The 18,157-nt window shown below is 50.6% G+C and carries 19 protein-coding genes; 18 read left to right on the forward strand and 1 reads right to left on the reverse strand.

Going from position 1 to position 18,157, the window contains the following annotated elements; all coding sequences use genetic code 11:
• Window positions 1-127: 127 nt before the first annotated feature.
• The 18 genes from C557_RS0112725 to C557_RS0112810 all read left to right on the forward strand — a co-directional run bounded on the left by C557_RS0112725 (window position 128) and on the right by C557_RS0112810 (window position 16,819).
• The gene (locus C557_RS0112725; RefSeq protein ID WP_018752256.1) at window positions 128-415 is read left to right on the forward strand and encodes a hypothetical protein; all 288 of its coding nucleotides are present in this window, start codon (window positions 128-130) and stop codon (window positions 413-415) included.
• Between the two features lie 24 nt (window positions 416-439).
• The gene (locus C557_RS0112730; RefSeq protein ID WP_018752257.1) at window positions 440-799 is read left to right on the forward strand and encodes an alpha-helical endospore appendage domain-containing protein; all 360 of its coding nucleotides are present in this window, start codon (window positions 440-442) and stop codon (window positions 797-799) included.
• Window positions 796-1,089, forward strand: coding sequence for a hypothetical protein (locus C557_RS0112735; RefSeq protein ID WP_018752258.1), 294 nt, complete (start codon window positions 796-798; stop codon window positions 1,087-1,089). The genes C557_RS0112730 and C557_RS0112735 overlap by 4 nt, the downstream gene beginning before the upstream one ends.
• Before the next feature lie 12 nt (window positions 1,090-1,101).
• Window positions 1,102-1,476 (forward strand): hypothetical protein, encoded by a 375-nt coding sequence (locus C557_RS25465; protein ID WP_018752259.1) that lies wholly within the window; start codon window positions 1,102-1,104, stop codon window positions 1,474-1,476.
• A gap of 168 nt (window positions 1,477-1,644) precedes the next feature.
• The gene (locus tag C557_RS0112745) at window positions 1,645-2,082 is read left to right on the forward strand and encodes a hypothetical protein (RefSeq protein ID WP_018752260.1); all 438 of its coding nucleotides are present in this window, start codon (window positions 1,645-1,647) and stop codon (window positions 2,080-2,082) included.
• Between the two features lie 1,329 nt (window positions 2,083-3,411).
• The gene (locus C557_RS0112750) at window positions 3,412-4,494 is read left to right on the forward strand and encodes a CgeB family protein (protein WP_018752261.1); all 1,083 of its coding nucleotides are present in this window, start codon (window positions 3,412-3,414) and stop codon (window positions 4,492-4,494) included.
• A gap of 29 nt (window positions 4,495-4,523) precedes the next feature.
• A complete protein-coding gene (locus C557_RS0112755) occupies window positions 4,524-5,645 on the forward strand; it encodes a CgeB family protein (protein ID WP_018752262.1) in 1,122 nt (373 codons plus the stop codon).
• Between the two features lie 42 nt (window positions 5,646-5,687).
• Window positions 5,688-7,235, forward strand: a complete 1,548-nt coding sequence (locus tag C557_RS23530; RefSeq protein WP_018752263.1) for a glycosyltransferase family 4 protein — start codon at window positions 5,688-5,690, stop codon at window positions 7,233-7,235.
• A gap of 4 nt (window positions 7,236-7,239) precedes the next feature.
• Window positions 7,240-8,331, forward strand: a complete 1,092-nt coding sequence (wecB, locus tag C557_RS0112765) for a non-hydrolyzing UDP-N-acetylglucosamine 2-epimerase (protein WP_018752264.1) — start codon at window positions 7,240-7,242, stop codon at window positions 8,329-8,331.
• The gene (locus tag C557_RS0112770; RefSeq protein WP_018752265.1) at window positions 8,324-9,310 is read left to right on the forward strand and encodes a polysaccharide biosynthesis protein; all 987 of its coding nucleotides are present in this window, start codon (window positions 8,324-8,326) and stop codon (window positions 9,308-9,310) included. Before wecB ends, C557_RS0112770 begins: the two co-directional genes overlap by 8 nt.
• The gene (locus C557_RS0112775) at window positions 9,307-10,137 is read left to right on the forward strand and encodes a dTDP-4-dehydrorhamnose reductase family protein (RefSeq protein ID WP_018752266.1); all 831 of its coding nucleotides are present in this window, start codon (window positions 9,307-9,309) and stop codon (window positions 10,135-10,137) included. The genes C557_RS0112770 and C557_RS0112775 overlap by 4 nt, the downstream gene beginning before the upstream one ends.
• On the forward strand, window positions 10,130-11,068 hold the full coding sequence (locus C557_RS0112780) for an NAD-dependent epimerase/dehydratase family protein (RefSeq protein WP_018752267.1): 939 nt from the start codon (window positions 10,130-10,132) through the stop codon (window positions 11,066-11,068). The genes C557_RS0112775 and C557_RS0112780 overlap by 8 nt, the downstream gene beginning before the upstream one ends.
• Complete coding sequence (locus tag C557_RS0112785; RefSeq protein WP_018752268.1) at window positions 11,065-11,775, forward strand: glycosyltransferase; 711 nt, start codon at window positions 11,065-11,067, stop codon at window positions 11,773-11,775. The genes C557_RS0112780 and C557_RS0112785 overlap by 4 nt, the downstream gene beginning before the upstream one ends.
• 128 nt (window positions 11,776-11,903) lie before the next feature.
• The gene (locus tag C557_RS0112790; protein WP_018752269.1) at window positions 11,904-12,311 is read left to right on the forward strand and encodes a hypothetical protein; all 408 of its coding nucleotides are present in this window, start codon (window positions 11,904-11,906) and stop codon (window positions 12,309-12,311) included.
• Between the two features lie 99 nt (window positions 12,312-12,410).
• A complete protein-coding gene (locus tag C557_RS0112795; RefSeq protein ID WP_018752270.1) occupies window positions 12,411-13,355 on the forward strand; it encodes a glycosyltransferase in 945 nt (314 codons plus the stop codon).
• Window positions 13,356-13,403: 48 nt separating this feature from the next.
• Window positions 13,404-14,711 carry a nucleotide sugar dehydrogenase gene (locus tag C557_RS0112800; RefSeq protein WP_018752271.1) on the forward strand — a complete coding sequence of 436 codons (1,308 nt, stop codon included), beginning with the start codon at window positions 13,404-13,406 and terminating at the stop codon, window positions 14,709-14,711.
• Between the two features lie 30 nt (window positions 14,712-14,741).
• Window positions 14,742-15,728, forward strand: coding sequence for a polysaccharide biosynthesis protein (locus tag C557_RS0112805; protein WP_018752272.1), 987 nt, complete (start codon window positions 14,742-14,744; stop codon window positions 15,726-15,728).
• Between the two features lie 17 nt (window positions 15,729-15,745).
• Window positions 15,746-16,819 (forward strand): glycosyltransferase family 2 protein, encoded by a 1,074-nt coding sequence (locus C557_RS0112810; protein ID WP_018752273.1) that lies wholly within the window; start codon window positions 15,746-15,748, stop codon window positions 16,817-16,819.
• Window positions 16,820-16,988: 169 nt separating this feature from the next.
• On the opposite strand, the gene C557_RS0112815 is transcribed toward C557_RS0112810, so the two are convergent.
• Window positions 16,989-18,062 carry a glycosyltransferase family 4 protein gene (locus C557_RS0112815; RefSeq protein ID WP_018752274.1) on the reverse strand — a complete coding sequence of 358 codons (1,074 nt, stop codon included), beginning with the start codon at window positions 18,060-18,062 and terminating at the stop codon, window positions 16,989-16,991.
• Between the last annotated feature and the right edge of the window lie 95 nt (window positions 18,063-18,157).

Here is an 18,157-nt window from a genome sequence, read left to right on the forward strand (position 1 = left end):
TTTCGCAGAAAACGACTTTTTGAACAACCTCTTATAGAGGGATTTCCCAGGAACGCACCGGTTTGCAGCGGCATATGCTAATGCAGGGTACCAAGCTGGGCAGTCCGTCCATAGAGGAGGAATCAGGGTGGAGCAGAAGATTACGGAGATTATTGTTCATATGGCCCACTCCCACCAGCACATGGCGCGAATGATCGATGCCGAACGACAGGTTGCGGTACGTATGGCGCAGATTGTTCACGCTATTCCGGATGCCGGTCCGGCCTTTGCCGGAATGTCCGGTGTACTGGAGAATTCAGGTCGCGTCAATAAGAGCGTAATCTCTTATTTGAATGCGATTGCCGATCTGGAGGAAGCCATGGCCGAGAACCTGGGTTATGTAATGAAGGAATTGAAAACCCATGACGAAGAGTGATGTCAAGAAGCGGGGTATGATGCCATGAGCAGGGAACAGGCCTATCTGCACATGTTGGATGCAGCCGCCAAAATACAATGGAATATTGCGATGATTTTGGAGGCGAAGGCGGTCGAAGCGGAGAAGGTGCGCAACTGGGTGCTCAATCATGTAGTAGAGGCCAATTATGACGAACATGAGAAGCAGTTGTCCGATCCGCTGGACGTTCATGAGCAGCTTGTGGAAATGGTTGAAGGGTTGACCAAATTGCAAAATGGGCTTTACAGCAATCTGAAAACGGTGCTGGCCACCGAGGAGGAAGATACGGGCGGTGATGGCGACCTGGGAGGCGGATTTGGCGATTTATTTGGCGGGGGATTTGATCTGGAGGATTCGAGCAAATGAGGTTGCCGCTTGAACTTCACGAAGAAGCCAAACTTCGGCTGATTGATTCGATCAGCCGGAGTCAGGTCGCCATGGCTCGCATTCTCGGCAGTATGGCCGAGGTAGCGGAAGGGTCGCCGGAAACCGCCAGGCACCTTGCCGCCAACATCGAGATTTTGACGAAGCATCAGGAAGCGATGGCCCGTACCGTCTGCGGGTTGACTCTCCATCGCATCAATTATGGAACTCCTTCATCGCCGTGGATTACGGACACTTGCTATGCAGCTCACAATATTGCCCGAGGAGAATAGGAGGAACAGGTAATGGCCAAAACAAAATCCCGGCGGACCCGCCGGGTGAAGCCGCGTGTGATGAAGAAAGGACGCCCGGGAAAGAAGCGGAGATTGGCTTTAAAGCGGGGGAGAAAGATCGGCGTCGCCCGCCGCAAGCGCAGCAAGCTGCGCCCGACACTCCGTTCACGCCGCCGAAAAGGTAAGCTGAGACGCCGTCGCAGAGGGCTGGCTCGCCAATTGCCGGTGAAGGAGCCGGTTGTCGAACCTGACCCCAATGAGGGGATAGTTCATGATCAAGCCGCTTACGATCAAGCCTATAACGACGCGTATCAGGAGGGCTTTAACGGAGGTTTTGCCCAGGGCTTTGAGGACGGGCACAAGCTGGCGTACAAGGAGCAAATCTAACCCAAGCTGCTGTAACAAAAATGTAAATCATCAGAACTCAGGGCTGCCAACCGTTTATGGTTTGGTAGCCTTAGCTATGTATGATCGTTTAATATTTATTTTAAGGTGAATTTGGACTCGCTAGTGCATCGTACAAGGAACTGCTGGTAAATGAATGGAGGTGGCATTATGTTAACTTTTTTTAGGCTTAATGGGTTAAGTGCATTGTATGCCCTCATATTGTTCGTTCAAACGGAACTGATGGTAAATGTTTACCGCATTGAAAGAATCACCGGAATCATAAACGTAAATATATATATTAATTTATTGATCGTAATTATTTTTATTGCGGCTTCTTTTTTATGTTACTTTCTTACAAAGCGTCAGTTTGGAAAAAGTAAAATAAAGTATTTCACTACAGTACTTTGGATTCCTTATTTCTTAATTTTCCTTTTGTCTTTTGCATCTCTTTATCCAATTACCAATCCGCAAGAAAAACCCCTCGGAGGGGTTGGACTTGTAATATTAATTACTTCGATTGTATTTCCAATTTATATAGCCATAATTAACTTTGCTACTTCTTTACGAAGTAATGACGGTAACATTAATTCTGGTGTTATCAAATGAAATACAGGTGATGAAAATTAATCACTTTCGTTAAAGTTATTGTAGTTGGTCTATTGTTCTAAATAGCAATAAATCACAACTTAGTTGGTATGATAAACGAGCTAAAGAACTATTTCGATACCTACCGCTATGACACAGAACTTCCTGAAGATTGGGTGGAAATAAGAGTACTGCTTAAGAAGATATGCGATAAATTATCTTTAGGTTCTTCAGATAGCATGACTTTGTATAATATTACAAGCTCTCCTGAGAACTTTATCATCCAATCTGATTATGCGACACTAATGTCATCTTTAAACGAGGAAATATCCGAGGTTATAAATATTATTCATGAATAGAAAGCAGAAAAGGCCAGAGTTGGGCTTTAGCTATATTGTTTCTCTATAATATGAAGATTCATTCTCACTTCTGTACGAATTTAAGAGTTTTTGCGTGTAGATTATGGGCTCAATCTAAAAATTAGCAGTTGATCGTTAGCAAGACTTATGAGGCGAATTGCACGTATCCCAAGAATTCGCTGAGTACCGCTGGTTCCCAGGTTCTATTCGGGTATTCCTCTTCTTATTATAGAGGTTGTTCAAAAAGTCGTCTTCCCCGAACGAAGTTGTTCAAGGAGTGGGTTCGACATCGAATCTTGAATTCAGCCGGGCCTAGCCTATGCTTCCGTAGTATGTTTCCTTCAGAAACATTTGAGTTGCTCACGTACCCATGCTTCCGAAGTCGTTTTCTGCGAAAACGTGTAGCTCCGCTACTCAGTCCCTGGCTTCATCCAACCTTTCGGTCCTGAAAATTCGACTTTTTGAACACGCACTTATAGGGGAAAACTCCCGTTAAATGGCTCAAATCGCCAGAAATCGGGGATTTATATGGATTTCCTCCTGCTAATCATGATGAAATGGTCGATTTTTGGGAAAAAGCCCAAATTAACATGAGGATTTCCCGTTATATATGATATTTGGTGAAATATAGGCGAATTAACATGAGGATTTCCCGTTAGAGGTATATTCGTTTTTGATTTGCTCCCGAATGGATCATGTCAACCTCTGGTTTTGGTTTTGATTCAGATTATGAAACCTAAAGTTTTGTTGAGGTCCTTACTTCACATACCAAATTGCCTAGCTTCCGTGTTAGCGGAGGCTTTTTGCCATGCATGGAAAAGTTGGTTAAATAATGTGCCATTCTTTCATTAATTCGAACTAAGAGGGCATTCGCCAATTTATCAGGCGGGCGGGTAGTCGTCCATGATGCACGTGCCCCCTCAGCATATATTTATTAAGACCCAGGAAAAACGCATAGTTTGAATCCACAAGGATAGGATGAAGAACTTTGATGAAGGATGAGGAAAATCACACCGGTGATGCTTATTCTGCCGGGTACGGCGAGGGGTATCGTTATGGTGGCTGTCAGGCCGTGCTGCAGCGGGTCTCTCCTGCTGTTCGGCCCAGGATGAACTTGCGGGTGCTGTACGTTCCGCAAGGATTTGAAGCTATTGACGAAGGAGTTAAGGAAGCATTAACAGAGTTGACGGAGCAGTGCATTGTAGCTTCTCCGGAAATGATGGTGCAGGAAGCAGAGCGCTATCGCCCTGATCTGGTGCTGGTCATGAATTCGCTGCATGTCTTCCCAGCGGATCATCCCCAGCAGATGGAACGAATACGCAGCATGGGTATTCGCACGGCCGTCTGGTTCGTGGACGATCCCTATTTTACCGACGACACGGTGGCTTTGGCTCTTTGCTACGATGTCATCTTCACCCATGAGATCGAATGCGTGTCCTTGTATCGTTCCATCGGATGTGCCGAGGTGCATCATCTTCCGCTGGCTGTAAGCCCGAGGTTATTTCGTCCTGTGCCGGCGAAGCCAGAGCACCGTTATGATGTCTGCTTTGTCGGAAATGCATTCTGGAACCGCGTCGAGCTGTTTGAACGCTTGAGCTCATTTCTCCAGAATCGTCGTGTCCTGATTGCGGGCTGGCATTGGGAACGCATGCCCCATTTCCAGGAACTATCGCATTGGATACGGCAGGGGTGGCTTCCAGCAGAGGAAACAGTCAGTTATTACAACGCAGCCAAAATTGTATTGAACATCCACCGTCCGACAGAGGCGGGGCAGGACAATCGGAACGGACTGAATTTACCCGGAGGGTCCATCAACCCTCGAACCTATGAAATTGCCGGTTGCGGCGCATTCCAGATTACTGATGCTCGCGATGAACTCTCTTCCCACTATCGTCCCGGATATGATATTGAGACATTCCAGAACGCGGAAGAACTGGAATCGAAAATCAGCTACTATCTGGAGCATGAAGACGAACGGCGAATTATTGCTTGGCGATCTCTCTGGACGACGAGAAGCGCGCACACGTATACCGATCGGATCAGCCGGCTCCTGGAGACGGCGATGAGAAATTAGCTTGGAACTTATAAAAAAGGAGTGACATTATGCTCACAGGGCAAGCGACAGTACATGTCAATCAGGTGTTAACTTCGGCGGAAAGAGGGAGAGCAGATGGACTCGTCGCCGGATTTGATGAGGGATATCTTAGAGGCAGGGCTAATGTTCTCGTGAATCGGGAGCGCCCCGCATTTGCGGTCAGGCAGAAGAAAGTACTGTACATCGGCTCTGGCAAGGGCTTCCCTTACTCTCCGATCGATGAGGCCATCATAACTACGCTACGAGGCTTAACAACCGAACTGATCGTTGGCACCCCCAGCGATTCCATCCCGGAGCTGGCAGCATTGCATAAGCCGGACCTGCTGCTGGCCCTGGACGGTCTGGAATTGCCGACCGACTACATCGATGCTGTACGGGCGATGGGAGTTCCTACAGCCATCTGGTTTACAGATGATCCCTACTATACAGATATGACGATTGCGATCAGCCCGCACTATGATTACGTATTTACGCTGGAACGGAATTGCATCGAGCCTTACCGGGCGGCAGGTTCCCCCAATGTGCATTATTTGCCTTTTGCAGCCTATACAGAGCACTACCGTCCTACACTGATTCAGTCACCGATACGTCGCAATTTAGGGTTTATTGGCTCTGCGTATTGGAATAGAGTTCATTTTCTGCGTCCGGTCATGCCTGCACTGATCGAGCAAGGGCTGTTGATTAACGGAATCTGGTGGGATCGCCTGCCGGAGTTCTCGCAATATGCTGACCGGATTGAGCTTAACAAGTGGATGGGGCCGGTAGAGACGGCGAAGGTCTATAGCGGAACCAAAATTGTACTCAACCTTCACCGTTCTCCTTTTGAGGAAGATGTTAACCACAACGGGGCGGGTATTTTGGCCGCATCACCTAACCCGAGAACATTTGAAATTTCGGCATGTGCAACACTGCAACTGGTGGATGCACGGGATGATCTGGCTTCCTTCTATACTCCGGGTGTGGAGATTGAGACCTTCTCAACAGCAGATGAATTGGTGGATAAGGTGCGATTCTATCTGACCCATGAGAAAGAGAGAAGGGAAATTGCGCTGCGGGCACTTGATCGGACACTTCAGGATCATACCTATGCCAATCGGTTGAATCAAATGCTGACGGTGATTTTTGGATAACGGAATTCCCCCATCAACCCGCACTTAAGGATGAGCGGATTTATGGGGGAGCCGTCTGCTCATATCAATCAAGCGAAGGAGAGGGCGAGGGTGCCGGGGAAGAGAAAACTGCTGTTGTTCTCGCATGTTTGCAATATCAGGAATGTAACAGGGGCTGAGAAGCTGCTGCTCTTCTGCGCAAGGAAGCTGCAGGCCCATTACGATTGCACGATTGTGGTTCCCCGGCAGGGGAGCCTGACCGTACAGGCTAAGCGTTATGGCATACGGACGATCATTTGCGATAACGGGCTGCTCTATGGAATGTGCTCTCCGCATGCCGGATTGTCAGGTCTGGCCTCGGCCGTGGCCTGGAGCGAACCGGTTCGGCATACGGTTGACCTGCTCACCAGGGAATGCCCGGATCTGGTGCTGGTGAATACCAGTGTCAACGTTTCCCCGGCCATCGCTGCCAAGCAACTTGGTATTCCAGTGGCATGGCAGATTACCGAGGTCATTGCCCAGAACGAACATACGGCGGAGGCAGTAAGCATTATTGATCGGTACAGCGACCTGGTCATCGGGATTTCCAAAGCCGTACTGCATCCATTCCAGGGCAGCGCAGCGGAGGGCAAAACCTTGCTGCTGTATCCCTCCTGGAATCCCGAGGATATCCATCCGGAGGCGTGGTATTATCTGCGGCGGCATAAGCGTGGACTATGGAAGGTGAAGCCCGCGGAGCGGCTGGTTGGCTATATCTCCTCGTACCTAATTCCTGAGAAGGGAGCCGATCACTTTCTGCGAGCTGCCCTCCAACTGGCCGATTCATTCAGTGATGCGAAATTCATCATCATCGGTGCCGAAATGCATCATGAATTTTACCGTAGTTTGCAGGATATGGTTTCGGCTTCCCCCTATCGGGATAGATTTATATTCGCCAACTTCCAAGACCGGATTGAGGCTGTATTTGCTGCAATGGATCTGGTTATCGTTCCTCCTATTGCCCAGGAAGGCTTTGGGCTGACAGCGCTGGAAGGGATGGTCTTCGGCAAGCCGGTTGTGGCATACGCCTCCGGAGGGTTGAAGGAGATTCTTGAGGCGACAGGTAATGCCTCTTATCTGGCGGCTACCCGGGATTGGGAGGGACTGGCGTCGCGGGCTGCGCAGTTGTTATCTTCCCCGGGGCTGGCGGAGGAGGTCGGACAGAGCAATCGCGCTCAGTCCGAAGCGATTTTTGGACCTTCGGCTTATGATGACAGATTGTTGGGATTAGTCGAGCAAATGAACGGCTTGCACGGCAGCGTTGTTCCGCTGCCCGAACCGCAGCAGCCTCCGCTGGATGAAGTGGCGCTTCGAGCTATTGAATCAGGGGCAAAGGAATCGGCTGGAAATAATCTCCCTATATTGGGCAAGGGGATTCGGCTGAATAAGAGTCCCAAGCGACGCGGAGCGCTGAAGAGGCAGCGCCGAGGGAAGGGAAGCACGCAGCGGGGCATAACGGCCCGCCGCAAGCGAAGCCGCAGAGGAACGCAGCGGCTTGCGGCTCGGCGGCGCAGGTCTTCCAGTGTGGGATCAAGACGTAGAAACAAGCGTCACAAGTCTGCAAGGAGATGAGAATGTGAAGATCATGACGATACTCGGAACCAGGCCGGAGATTATCCGGTTAAGTCTGATCATACCTTTGCTTGACCAGTGGGCCGACCAGCATGTCCTGGTCCATACGGGACAGAACTTCACGGCCAGCCTGAGCGATGTCTTTTTTCAGGAGTTGGGTCTGAGACAGCCGGACTATGTGTTTCAGGATCACAAAACAACGCTGGGCACCCAGCTCTCGGCTATGTTCGCCCAGATGGAGCAGCTTCTGGAGCGGGAACGGCCGGATCGGGTTCTCCTGCTGGGGGATACCAACAGCGCATTATGCGCAGTCCTGGCGGAGCGCCTGGGTTATCCGGTAATTCATATGGAAGCGGGGAACCGCTGCTTTGATCTGGATGTGCCGGAGGAGAAGAACCGGAAAATCATCGATGCTGTGTCTACGATCAATATGCCATACACACCGCAAAGCAAGCAGCACCTGATTGCCGAAGGTGTACCGGGGCGGCGAATCGTGTTAACGGGCAATCCCATTTATGAAGTGATGCAGCACTATGATTCACAGGTTGAAGCTAGTGATATTTTGACACGTTTGGGACTAAGCGAGGGGACGTACTTTCTGGTTACTGCTCACCGGGCAGAGAATGTGGATCGGCCAGAGTCCCTGCATGCCATTATGGAAGGGCTGAACAAGGTGGCAGAGGCTTCCTCGCTACGGATGATTTGCAGTATTCATCCCCGCACCCGGTCGCGGATTGAACGGGACTTGAAGCTGGAAATGCATCCTCTGGTAGAATTTCATGAGCCCTTTGGATTTTTTGATTTTGTGAAGCTGGAGAAGCATGCCCTCTGTGCGCTGACGGACAGCGGCACGGTGCAGGAGGAGTGCTGTATCATGCATGTCCCCACGGTCACCATCCGCCGGACAACGGAACGCCCGGAGACAGTGGATTGCGGCAGCAACGTCGTCTCCGGCGTAAATGCCGAGGCCATTGCAGCCGCAGCCAAAATGATGGAGGGAATGGAACGCTCATGGCCATATCCTGACGGCTATCTGGAGAAGAAGGTATCGGAAAAGGTGGTCAAATTCGTACTTGGAGGGAAACTGAATGCTTAAAAACCAAGTCATTCTCGTGACTGGGGGAACGGGCTCATGGGGCCATGAACTCATTCGGCAATTGCTGCCCCAGGAACCGAAGGAAATCATCGTATATTCTCGCGGCGAGGCGGCCCAGGTGGCTATGAGCCGGGCGTTCGACGATAAGCGGCTAACCTTCCGCATTGGGGATATTCGTGATAAGGATGCCTTGACGGCAGCTTGTCGTCATGTAGATATTGTCTATCACCTTGCTGCCCTGAAGCATGTACCGGTATGCGAGGAGCAGCCCGGAGAGGCTTTAAAGACCAATGTAGTGGGCACCCAAAATGTGATTGAAGCGGCGATTGAGAACAAGGTGAAGAAGGTCCTTTATATTTCTACGGATAAGGCGGCCAATCCCTCCAACTTCTATGGCATGACCAAGGCCATTGGGGAGAAGCTGATCGTCTATGCCAATTTGATTCAGGAAGAAACGAGATTCGTGTGCGTGCGGGGCGGCAATGTCCTTGGAACCAACGGCAGTGTCATCCACTTGTTCAAGCAGCAGATTCGGGAGAGACGCCGGATTTCAATTACGGATATGGAAATGACACGCTTCTTCTTCACAATGCCAGAGGCCATCCAGCTGCTGTTCAAGGCCTCGCGGGAAAGCGTTGGCGGTGAAATCTTCGTTATGCTGATGCCAACCTGCCGAATCGTTGATCTGGCGCAGGTTATCATTGAGGAGTCCGGCGTGTCCGGGGTATCGATGGTAGAGTCCGGTGTCCGTCCGGGGGAAAGAATTCATGAGCTGTTGCTTAGCGAATACGAGAGCCGGACCACCGTGGTCTATGATGAGGAATATTTGGTCATCCTTCCTTCACTGGAAATCGCCGGTTTGCGGGAGCGTTATGGCAGCCTGCCTGGTGTAGACTTTGGCGAGCTGAGCTCCGAGCATCATCTGATGGATAAGGAAGCGATCCGCGGCCTGTTGGCCAGAGGAGGGTTTCTTTCATGAAAATATTGATCTTCGGGGGGGCCGGTATGGCCGGCCATGTCCTCGTTCGGTATTTCCGCGAGCAAGGAAAACATCAGGTCTTCTACACTTCCCGGAATACTGACGATACCGAGTCATTGATTGTTGATGTGACGGATACCGTTGCCGTCGATTATGCAGTGCAATTGGTTCGTCCCCAAATTATGATCAATGCCGTAGGGGTTCTCAATCAGTTCGCCGAGCAGGATAAAATCGCGGCTTACCATATTAATGGCTTCCTGCCCCATCGGTTGCGCCATTTGGCTGACAAGACCGGAGCCAGACTGATCCATATCAGCACGGACTGCGTGTTCAGCGGGGCGCGTGGACATTACCGCGAGGACGATCCGCCTGATGGGACCTCCATGTATGCAGTGACCAAAATGCTGGGAGAAGTTCATGACCGGGGACATTTGACTATCCGCACGTCCATCATTGGACCGGAAATTCGCGATCATGGCATTGGTCTGTTCCATTGGTTCATGAGTCAGGAAGGGAAAGTGTCCGGTTATCGGCGTGTTCTCTGGAACGGAGTAACCACACTGCAGTTGGCTAAGGCTATAGATCAGTTGATGGACCAGCCGGTATCCGGCTTGATTCATCTCGCTCATCCGGAAATTGTGAGCAAATACGAAATGCTTCAGCAATTCAAGGAGATCTGGGGTAAAGCGAATGTAGAGATTGAGCCGGACGACGGTCCTTCCCAGAACCGGACACTGGTGAATACCCGGACCGATGTCGCCGTTCCTCTCCCTTCCTTCCGCCATATGCTGGAGCAGATGGCAGAGTGGATGAAGCAGCATGGCTGATCCGGCTGCAATTCTGATTACCGGAGCGGCAGGATTTACTGGACAGCATGCCTGTCGTCATTTTGCCTCCCAGGGATACCGGGTCTTCGCCTCGGTTCGAAGCGAAGCCCCGCTCTCCGAGATGTCCGGTGTCAGCTATTATTCATGCGATCTGACTGATAAGCGGCAGGTCAGGGAGATGATAGGCCAGCTCCAACCTCAATATATCCTGCATCTGGGTGGGAAGAATTCAGTACCTGCCTCATGGAACGAACCGCTTCAGTATATTGAGAGCAATTTGATGACTACCTTGCATGTGCTTGATGGCTTGCATACTGCCGGACTAGGGCAAACTCGTGTGCTTGTTGCTGGCTCGCGGCTCAAATTTGGATTAGGCTCAGAGGGCGCCCCCACGCATCCTTACGGGCTGAGTAAGGCGCTGCAAGAGGCAGCGGCGCTGGCTTGGGGAGAACTGTTTGGACTCCACGTGATGGTTGCCGAGCCGGGGAACCTGATTGGCACAGGGCCTTCGACAGGAGTCTGTTCCTTGCTGGCCCGTTACATTGCCGGGGTTGAGCGTGGACAGGAGCTTCCTCCCTTCAAGCTGACAAAAGGGGATGAACGGCGGGACTTTCTGGATGTGCGAGATGCGGTGAACGCCTATGAGATCTTGCTTAGGCAGGGGACCGCTGGCAAGATTTATCCTGTGTGCTCCGGCCAGGAGCACAGCCTGTCGGAACTGGCTGAGGTTTATGCCAAGCTGACGCCAGTGAAGCTAGACCTTCGTGTCTTGCATCCTGCCCGAAAGAGTTCCCTGTCTGTAACTGAACTGAAGCCCGCCGAGGTTCCGCAAGCCCTATGGGATATGGGGTGGGAAGCAATCTATACTTGGGAGCAATCCCTGGGGGACATACTGAATGATTGCCGCAACGAAGGGAGAGCTTCGTCATGAATCCGCGAGTAAGTATCATTATTCCGTTCTATAATTGTCCCTATATCGAGCAAGCAGTACAAAGTGCTCTCGACCAGAGCTATGCCAATCTCGAGGTCATTGTCGTGGATGATGGCTCGACCCAGCATGCAGAAAGACTGGCTCCATACCGAAATCATATTTACTATCTGGGCAAAGCCAATGGCGGAACCGCCTCGGCCCTGAATCATGGCATCCGTCATGCCTCTGGCGAATATATCGCCTGGCTCAGCTCGGATGATAAATTTCATCCTGACAAGATTGCGGTGCAGCTTCAATTTATGCAAGCCCGAGATGCGGCTATTTCTCATACCAACTTCAGCTATATCGACGAGTACAGCAACGTAACCCAATTCGGCGCAGGAATGCCCCCGATGGAATGGCAGGCCTTGCTTCACACATTTCTGGGCGGCAACCCGGTGAACGGCTGTACGGTGATGATGCATCGGAGTCTGGTGCAACGCGTGGGAATCTTTGACGAGCAGTTGCCGTACACCCATGATTATGACTTATGGCATCGGGTGCTGCTTTCCCGTATCCCCTTTCCCTACGTTGAAATTCCGCTTACCTTTTATCGGAGGCATGGGGGCATGGGAACCTTGCGTCACCAAAGTGCTATTTCAGCAGAAATTCAATTCCTCCAGAACCGCTATAGAGCGGCTCTAACCCATCTTATTGCTACCTCCTGAGGCCATAAAGCAGGTCATCTGTACCCGAAAAGCAGAAAATGAGCAGTTACCTTGAGGAAGTTGTCTATACGAAACACGCTCTTCAACCATAACCTGAACTAGATTACAAGAAGGTGGTGAATGAAGAGATGGGTGTTTTTCTTGATGCCAGAAGCTCCGTGAACTCCAATCAGCCCGGGTTCCCGGGTACCCCACTGTCCGATACTCCTGAGCTGTTCGGAATTATCGGTTTGCAGACGCAAAACGTTCCTAATCCAATCATAATTCTGCAAGGAATTATCGGCATATTGGGGGATGTAGGAGACACATTTACGATTGATATCGTTCGCGGAGCGACATTTGCTCCCGCCAATGTCATCTTTAGCCTGGACGGAGTCGTAACCAGCGCTACTTCTACGCAGGTTACCTCATTTGTTGCTGCCGACCTGCTTGCTCCTGCTGCACCGGAAACGGTCTACACATCGTATATTTCCGGAGCGACAACAGCTATTCGCAACGGCCCAGAGGCCTTTACCGGTATTGCCCAGCAAGGTTAACACAAACAGAAAACCTGCCTCGGGTTTGTCCCGGGGCGGTTTTCGTCTAGGTGGAGCCTTGGTGAATCCCGCCTTTAATAGAAAGGGGGGTTGGATGGGATGAACCGATTGAAGCTATTGTTCATCACCCGAGACTTCAGCAAGTATCTGGAACGCAACTTTTATTACATGCAGATGGAGTTGCAAAAGCAAGCCTTGTTAACTGTAGATCATCGAGGCGGAAGTCTCCAAGAAATCGTTAGGCGCATGCCCGTCAAGCCTGACTTTATTCTGTTAAATGATATGTTCCATGCTGCTTATTGTCCCCCGGTTGAAGGACTCGCCCACCTAAATGTTCCCTGGGGCATGATCATGCATGATCTCCATAGCAAAGTGGAGCAGCGCCGGGAATTTCTGCGGCGGTTCCCCTCTTCCCATATATTTACGATTTATCAGCACGCTTTTCGTAGGCGGTACCCTGAATTTAAGGGCCACCTGCGTTGGCTTCCGCATTTTGTTGATCCTGCTGTATTTCGAGACTATAGGCAACGCAAGCAAATCGACATTCTGCTGATGGGAGCCACCAACCGCAAGGTCTATCCGCTGCGGCACACCATCAAGGCGGCATTGACGGGAAGACCGGGCTTTGTTAGCTATGATCATCCCGGGTATACCGATTTTGCCTCTGAAGCACAGGCCAGGGTTGCTACCGGCTTTGCTGCCGAGGTGAACAGAGCGAAAATATTCATGACCTGTGATTCCATTTACCATTACCCTCTACGAAAATATTTTGAGGTGCCAGCGTGCCATACCTTGCTGCTTGCACCTGAGAATCCGGATTTGACAGAGCTGGGCTTTCGGTCCGGCGTTCATTATGTCGCCATAACCTCGCGGGATTATCTGGCCAAGGTAAACTTCTATCTTCATCCAAACAATGAGGCATTAAGGAACAAGCTTACCCACCAAGGCTATGAATTTGTCAGGGAGAAGCATACGACGGCGGTTCGAACCCGCGAGCTTTTACAGATGATTCGTTCCATCATCGACAACAGGCAAAAACCGTAACATACGGGCAGCATGACCGGTTAACAACACGGAAGGGGGAGATGAGATTTGAGCCGTACTATAGCCATCGTCGGTTTGGGTTACGTCGGACTGCCTTTGGCTGAAACCTATATGGATCAAGGCTTTCACGTCATCGGCGTTGATAAGGATGAGAGCAAGCTAAAGCTGCTGAGCGAAGGACGAAGCTATATCGCGGATGTTCCGGAATCGAAGATCAGGCATTATGTTCAAACCCGCCAGCTTGAGGTGAGTCCGAAATACAGCAGCATTGCCACGGCAGAGGCGATCATTATGTGCGTGCCAACACCGCTCAACCCGCAGCATGAACCGGATATGGACTATTTGATAGAGGCCTCCAGAGATATAAGCGGGCATTTGAAGGCCGGGCAATTGGTTGCTCTTGAGAGCTCTACGTATCCTGGAACGACACGGGAAGTGATTTTGCCCCTGTTGGAGCAAAGCGGGCTACGTATAGGGGAGGAACTCTTCGTCGGTTTTTCACCCGAGCGCGTGAATCCCGGAAGTCGACGTTATACTTTACAGGAGATTCCCAAGATCGTAAGCGGTATTACTTCGGCCTGTGCCGATCGTACAGAAGAATTATATCAGGCTGCATTCCACAAGGTTGTACGCGTATCCTCCACGGAAACAGCAGAGATGGCTAAACTGCTGGAGAATACATTTCGTTTCGTCAATATTTCCTTCATGAATGAATTTGCGATGCTGTGCGACAGATTGGGCATCAATGTATGGGAGGTTGTGGAAGCAGCATCCACCAAGCCTTTTGGGTTTACAGCATTTTATCCCGGACCCGGGGTGGGCGGGCATTGCATTCCTGTTGACCCTTTATATTTGCAATGGAAGGCTCGCCAGCTTGAGGCCGATAGTACCTTCATTGAAGCTAGCACACGGATTAACCGTTCCATGCCAGCTTATGTCGTATCCCGTATCAAGCAAACCATGGAGGATTCAATGCTTGAAGGTAAACGAATAATGGTGCTGGGAGTCACCTTCAAGGAGGATGTCGCAGACATTCGCGAATCCAGTTCCATTGAGATGATTCGACTGCTCATGGCTGCCGGAGCACAGGTGGAATATCATGACCCGCTGGTTCCGAATTTGCAGGAGAGCGGGTTGGAGCTAACGTCGGTCCAACTGGACACCGAACGATTGGCAGCTGCGGATTGTGTATTGCTGGCTGTTCATCATAAGGGATTGCCGCTGGACCGGGTGGCCGCACATGCTTCGTTGGTATTCGATACGAGAAATGCATTGCGAGGTCGTCAAGGAAAGGCAAAAATCATTGCGCTCGGGGATGGGACCTCGGGGCACTTCAAATACTCGGATAAATCCTGATCATGATACAGAAGAAAGGAAGGTAGGGTAATGTTCAAAGATAAGACGATATTGATTACCGGAGGAACGGGGTCCTGGGGCAAAACGCTGACGCGTCGGCTACTGCTGGAGCAACCAAAGGAAATTCGTATTTTCTCAAGAAATGAATATGCCCAAGTAATGATGGCACGGGAGTTCAGCGGGCATGGGGAGCTTCGGTTCGTGATCGGTGATATTCGCGACTATACAGCCGTGGAAGCGGCTTGTAAGGGTGTCGATTATGTGTTCCATCTGGCTGCACTCAAGCATGTACCGGTATGTGAATTCCAGCCGGAAGAGGCGCTGAAGACCAATGTCCTCGGGACAGAAAATATCATTCGGGCCAGCATTGCCCAGAAAGTAGCCAAGGTGATCGACGTATCTACGGACAAAGCTGTTGATCCGACGAATACGTACGGGATGACTAAAGCTATCGGTGAGAAGTTGATGATCCGGGCGAATGATCTGAGCGAGGACACCCGCTTTACATGTATTCGCGGGGGCAACGTGCTGGGAACCAACGGTAGTGTTGTTCCGCTGTTCATCAATCAGCTGCGGGAGGGACGGGAGCTCACTTTGACTTTCCGCGAAATGACCCGTTTCTTCCTGACATTGACCCAGGCCATTGACTTGCTGCTCCAGGCGGCTACAACGGCCATCGGTGGTGAGACGTTCGTAATGAAGATGAAGGCATGCCGCATTATCGATATCGCGGAAGTGCTGGCAGAGCACTACGTGGGACACCGTGTGCCGTTTAAGGAAATCGGAATTCGTCCCGGCGAGAAGCTGCATGAGGTGCTGGTCTCGCGGTACGAGTCTCCGTACACCTTGCAGTACAGCGATCAATATTTCGTTATTTTACCTCCGGGATCAAATGACTTGAATGCCCGTTATGCCGGCCTGAACCCGGCTGTGTTCTCCGAATACCACTCCAACGCTTCCTTGCTGAAGAAGGCAGAGATTGCCCAAATGCTTAAGGAGGGAGGCTTCTTAACCTGATTACGGTCAGCTTGTGCATGATTGTCAAGGATGAGGAAGCCCGGCTGCCGGTATGCCTGGAGTCGGTTAGCGACCTCGTTGAGGAGATCATCATCGTGGATACAGGATCTACAGATCGCACTAAAGAGATTACCCGGGCATACACGGAGCAGGTTTATGATTATGCCTGGCAAGATGATTTCTCGGCTGCTAGAAATTATGCATTCTCCTTGGCTAGCCAGGAATTCATCCTTTGGATGGATGCGGACGATGTCATTACTGAAGCCAACCGCGAAAAACTGAAGGATCTCAAGCAAAATCTGGAGCCAGATGTGGATTCCGTCATCATGAATTATGTTCTCCAGACGGATGAGACCTCGGGCGAGCCTTTGGCCATGACAAGACGGAATCGTCTGGTCAGAAGGTGTCGGGGCTATCGCTGGGTCGGTATTATTCATGAGTATCTAGATGTGGCGGCGGGAAAGCGGCTGCTAACGGATATTGCAATTACGCACCGGGGAACGTCTGGACCAGGGCATTCCAGACGCAATCTTCATATCATTGAGCGATGGCTCGCGGCCGGGCATGAGTTGAAGGGTCGGTTGCGATTCCATCTGGCTTGTGAACTGGCGGATGCGCAGCGCCATGAGGAGGCTGTGGGTCATTTCAAGGATTTCCTGGCAGACGGGGAAGCTTTGCGCGATGATCTGGTCATGGCCTGCTCACGACTGGCTGAGTGCTCTCGCAAGCTGGGGCGGGCCGAGGAGGAATTGCAAGCTTTGCTCCGATCGTTATACTACGATGTTCCCAGATCAGAGATTTGTTGCAGCTTGGGAAAGTGGTTTGAAGAACGCCAGCAATGGCGGCAAGCGATATATTGGTACAGCCAGGCATTGCAAACCTCTGAGTTGTCAGCATGGAATGCAATTGTGCAAACGGCCGCCCGAACATGGCTTCCACATAGCCGGTTATGCCTGTGTTACGCCCAACTGGGTCAGCTTCGCCAAGCATATGATCATAATAAAGAGGCCTTGCATTATCTTCCCGGGGATCCGGGTCTGCAAGCCAACCATCAGAAGCTGGGGGAGGCGCTCAAGGCTTTGCCAGAATGAATAAGTGATTCTACGAACAACGAAGCTTCCCCTACACACTCGGTAGGGGAAGCTTCGTTGTATTTGGGCAAATATAAAAATACGGCTTGATTAAGGTATTTATCTAAAGCTTAGCGCTTAAGGAATGGATGAATCAGGAAAAGACATGAGGGTCAGAGATCAGAAGAACCTACGAGCCCGGGATAAGATACGATAACATTTGCCTGAAGGACCCGGCATATTGCTGTGGCGACATCCCCTGATTAATATGCTGCTGACCCTGGTTACGGATACGTTCACGCAAATCCGTATAATCCATCAATTCAATAGCTTCGTTTACTGCCTGATTCAGGCGAGGGTACTGAAAGAACTTTCCTGTTTCGTTATGCTTGATAAAGAACCGGACCCCCTCTGAATCGGTACTCAAGACAGGGCAACGGCATGCCAAAGCCTCGGCGACAGCATACCCGAAGCCTTCGAGCGTAGAGGTAGAGATCATCAGGCCGCCGGAGTCGCCAATTCGTGACAAATAGAAGGGCATCTCCTGGTTGGGAGTATTCGGAAATAATTTGACGTTGGATTGTAGACCCAGCACCTTAATATATTGCCAGAAAGCGTTTTTGATCTCATCTGAAGGCAACTCATAATCCAAGAACAACCAGATTTCTATTTTAGGGCGGCGACGAATCAGGCTTGAACAAATTTCCAGAAATAGCTCCCAATTTTTATTTGGCTCCAGTCTTCCCACCCAACCAATGATCGGCACAGGATATTTTGGCTGAGACTTATAATGGAAATGCTGCGTATCCAGAAGATTGGGGAAAATGTAATTGGGTAACGTCGGATAATATATGGAGGCCAATTCAACCAAATGAGGCGTTGGGGGCATAAGCGAAGCCTGGCAATGGCGCAAAATTTCTCCCGAGCCCTCCTGAAGCATTTGCATCGCTTGTTCCCTGGTGCCCAGGCCCTGTATTTCAAAAATAATCGGTTTGGTGTATCCCAGCCGGCGTAATCTGCCGGGTAATAAATAATCGGAAGTTGTGATGATCGCGTCGTATTGCGGCAGTTGGCGAATAAGCTGGTCATCCCCTGGAGCGATCATAACGGGAATATTGGCTGCCTGTGTATTGCCAAGCCCATATCCGGATTGAAGATACAGCACATGCCCCTCTATTCCATGCGTTCTGAGGGCGACACAGCGCAAGCGATTTAAAGTTTCTACGCCCCCGCTGGCGACAAAAAACGTAAAAAGCACCTTCATGGGCAAGCTCCTCTTGTTCATGGATGAAATAAGCGATTCTGTAGTTATTGTACGCTTGCTTGCTCGGAACGGTGCGGGTAAGTTTACCTGTATGA

The sequence above is a fragment of the Paenibacillus sanguinis 2301083 = DSM 16941 genome (assembly GCF_000374825.1).
GTDB lineage: Bacteria > Bacillota > Bacilli > Paenibacillales > Paenibacillaceae > Fontibacillus > Fontibacillus sanguinis.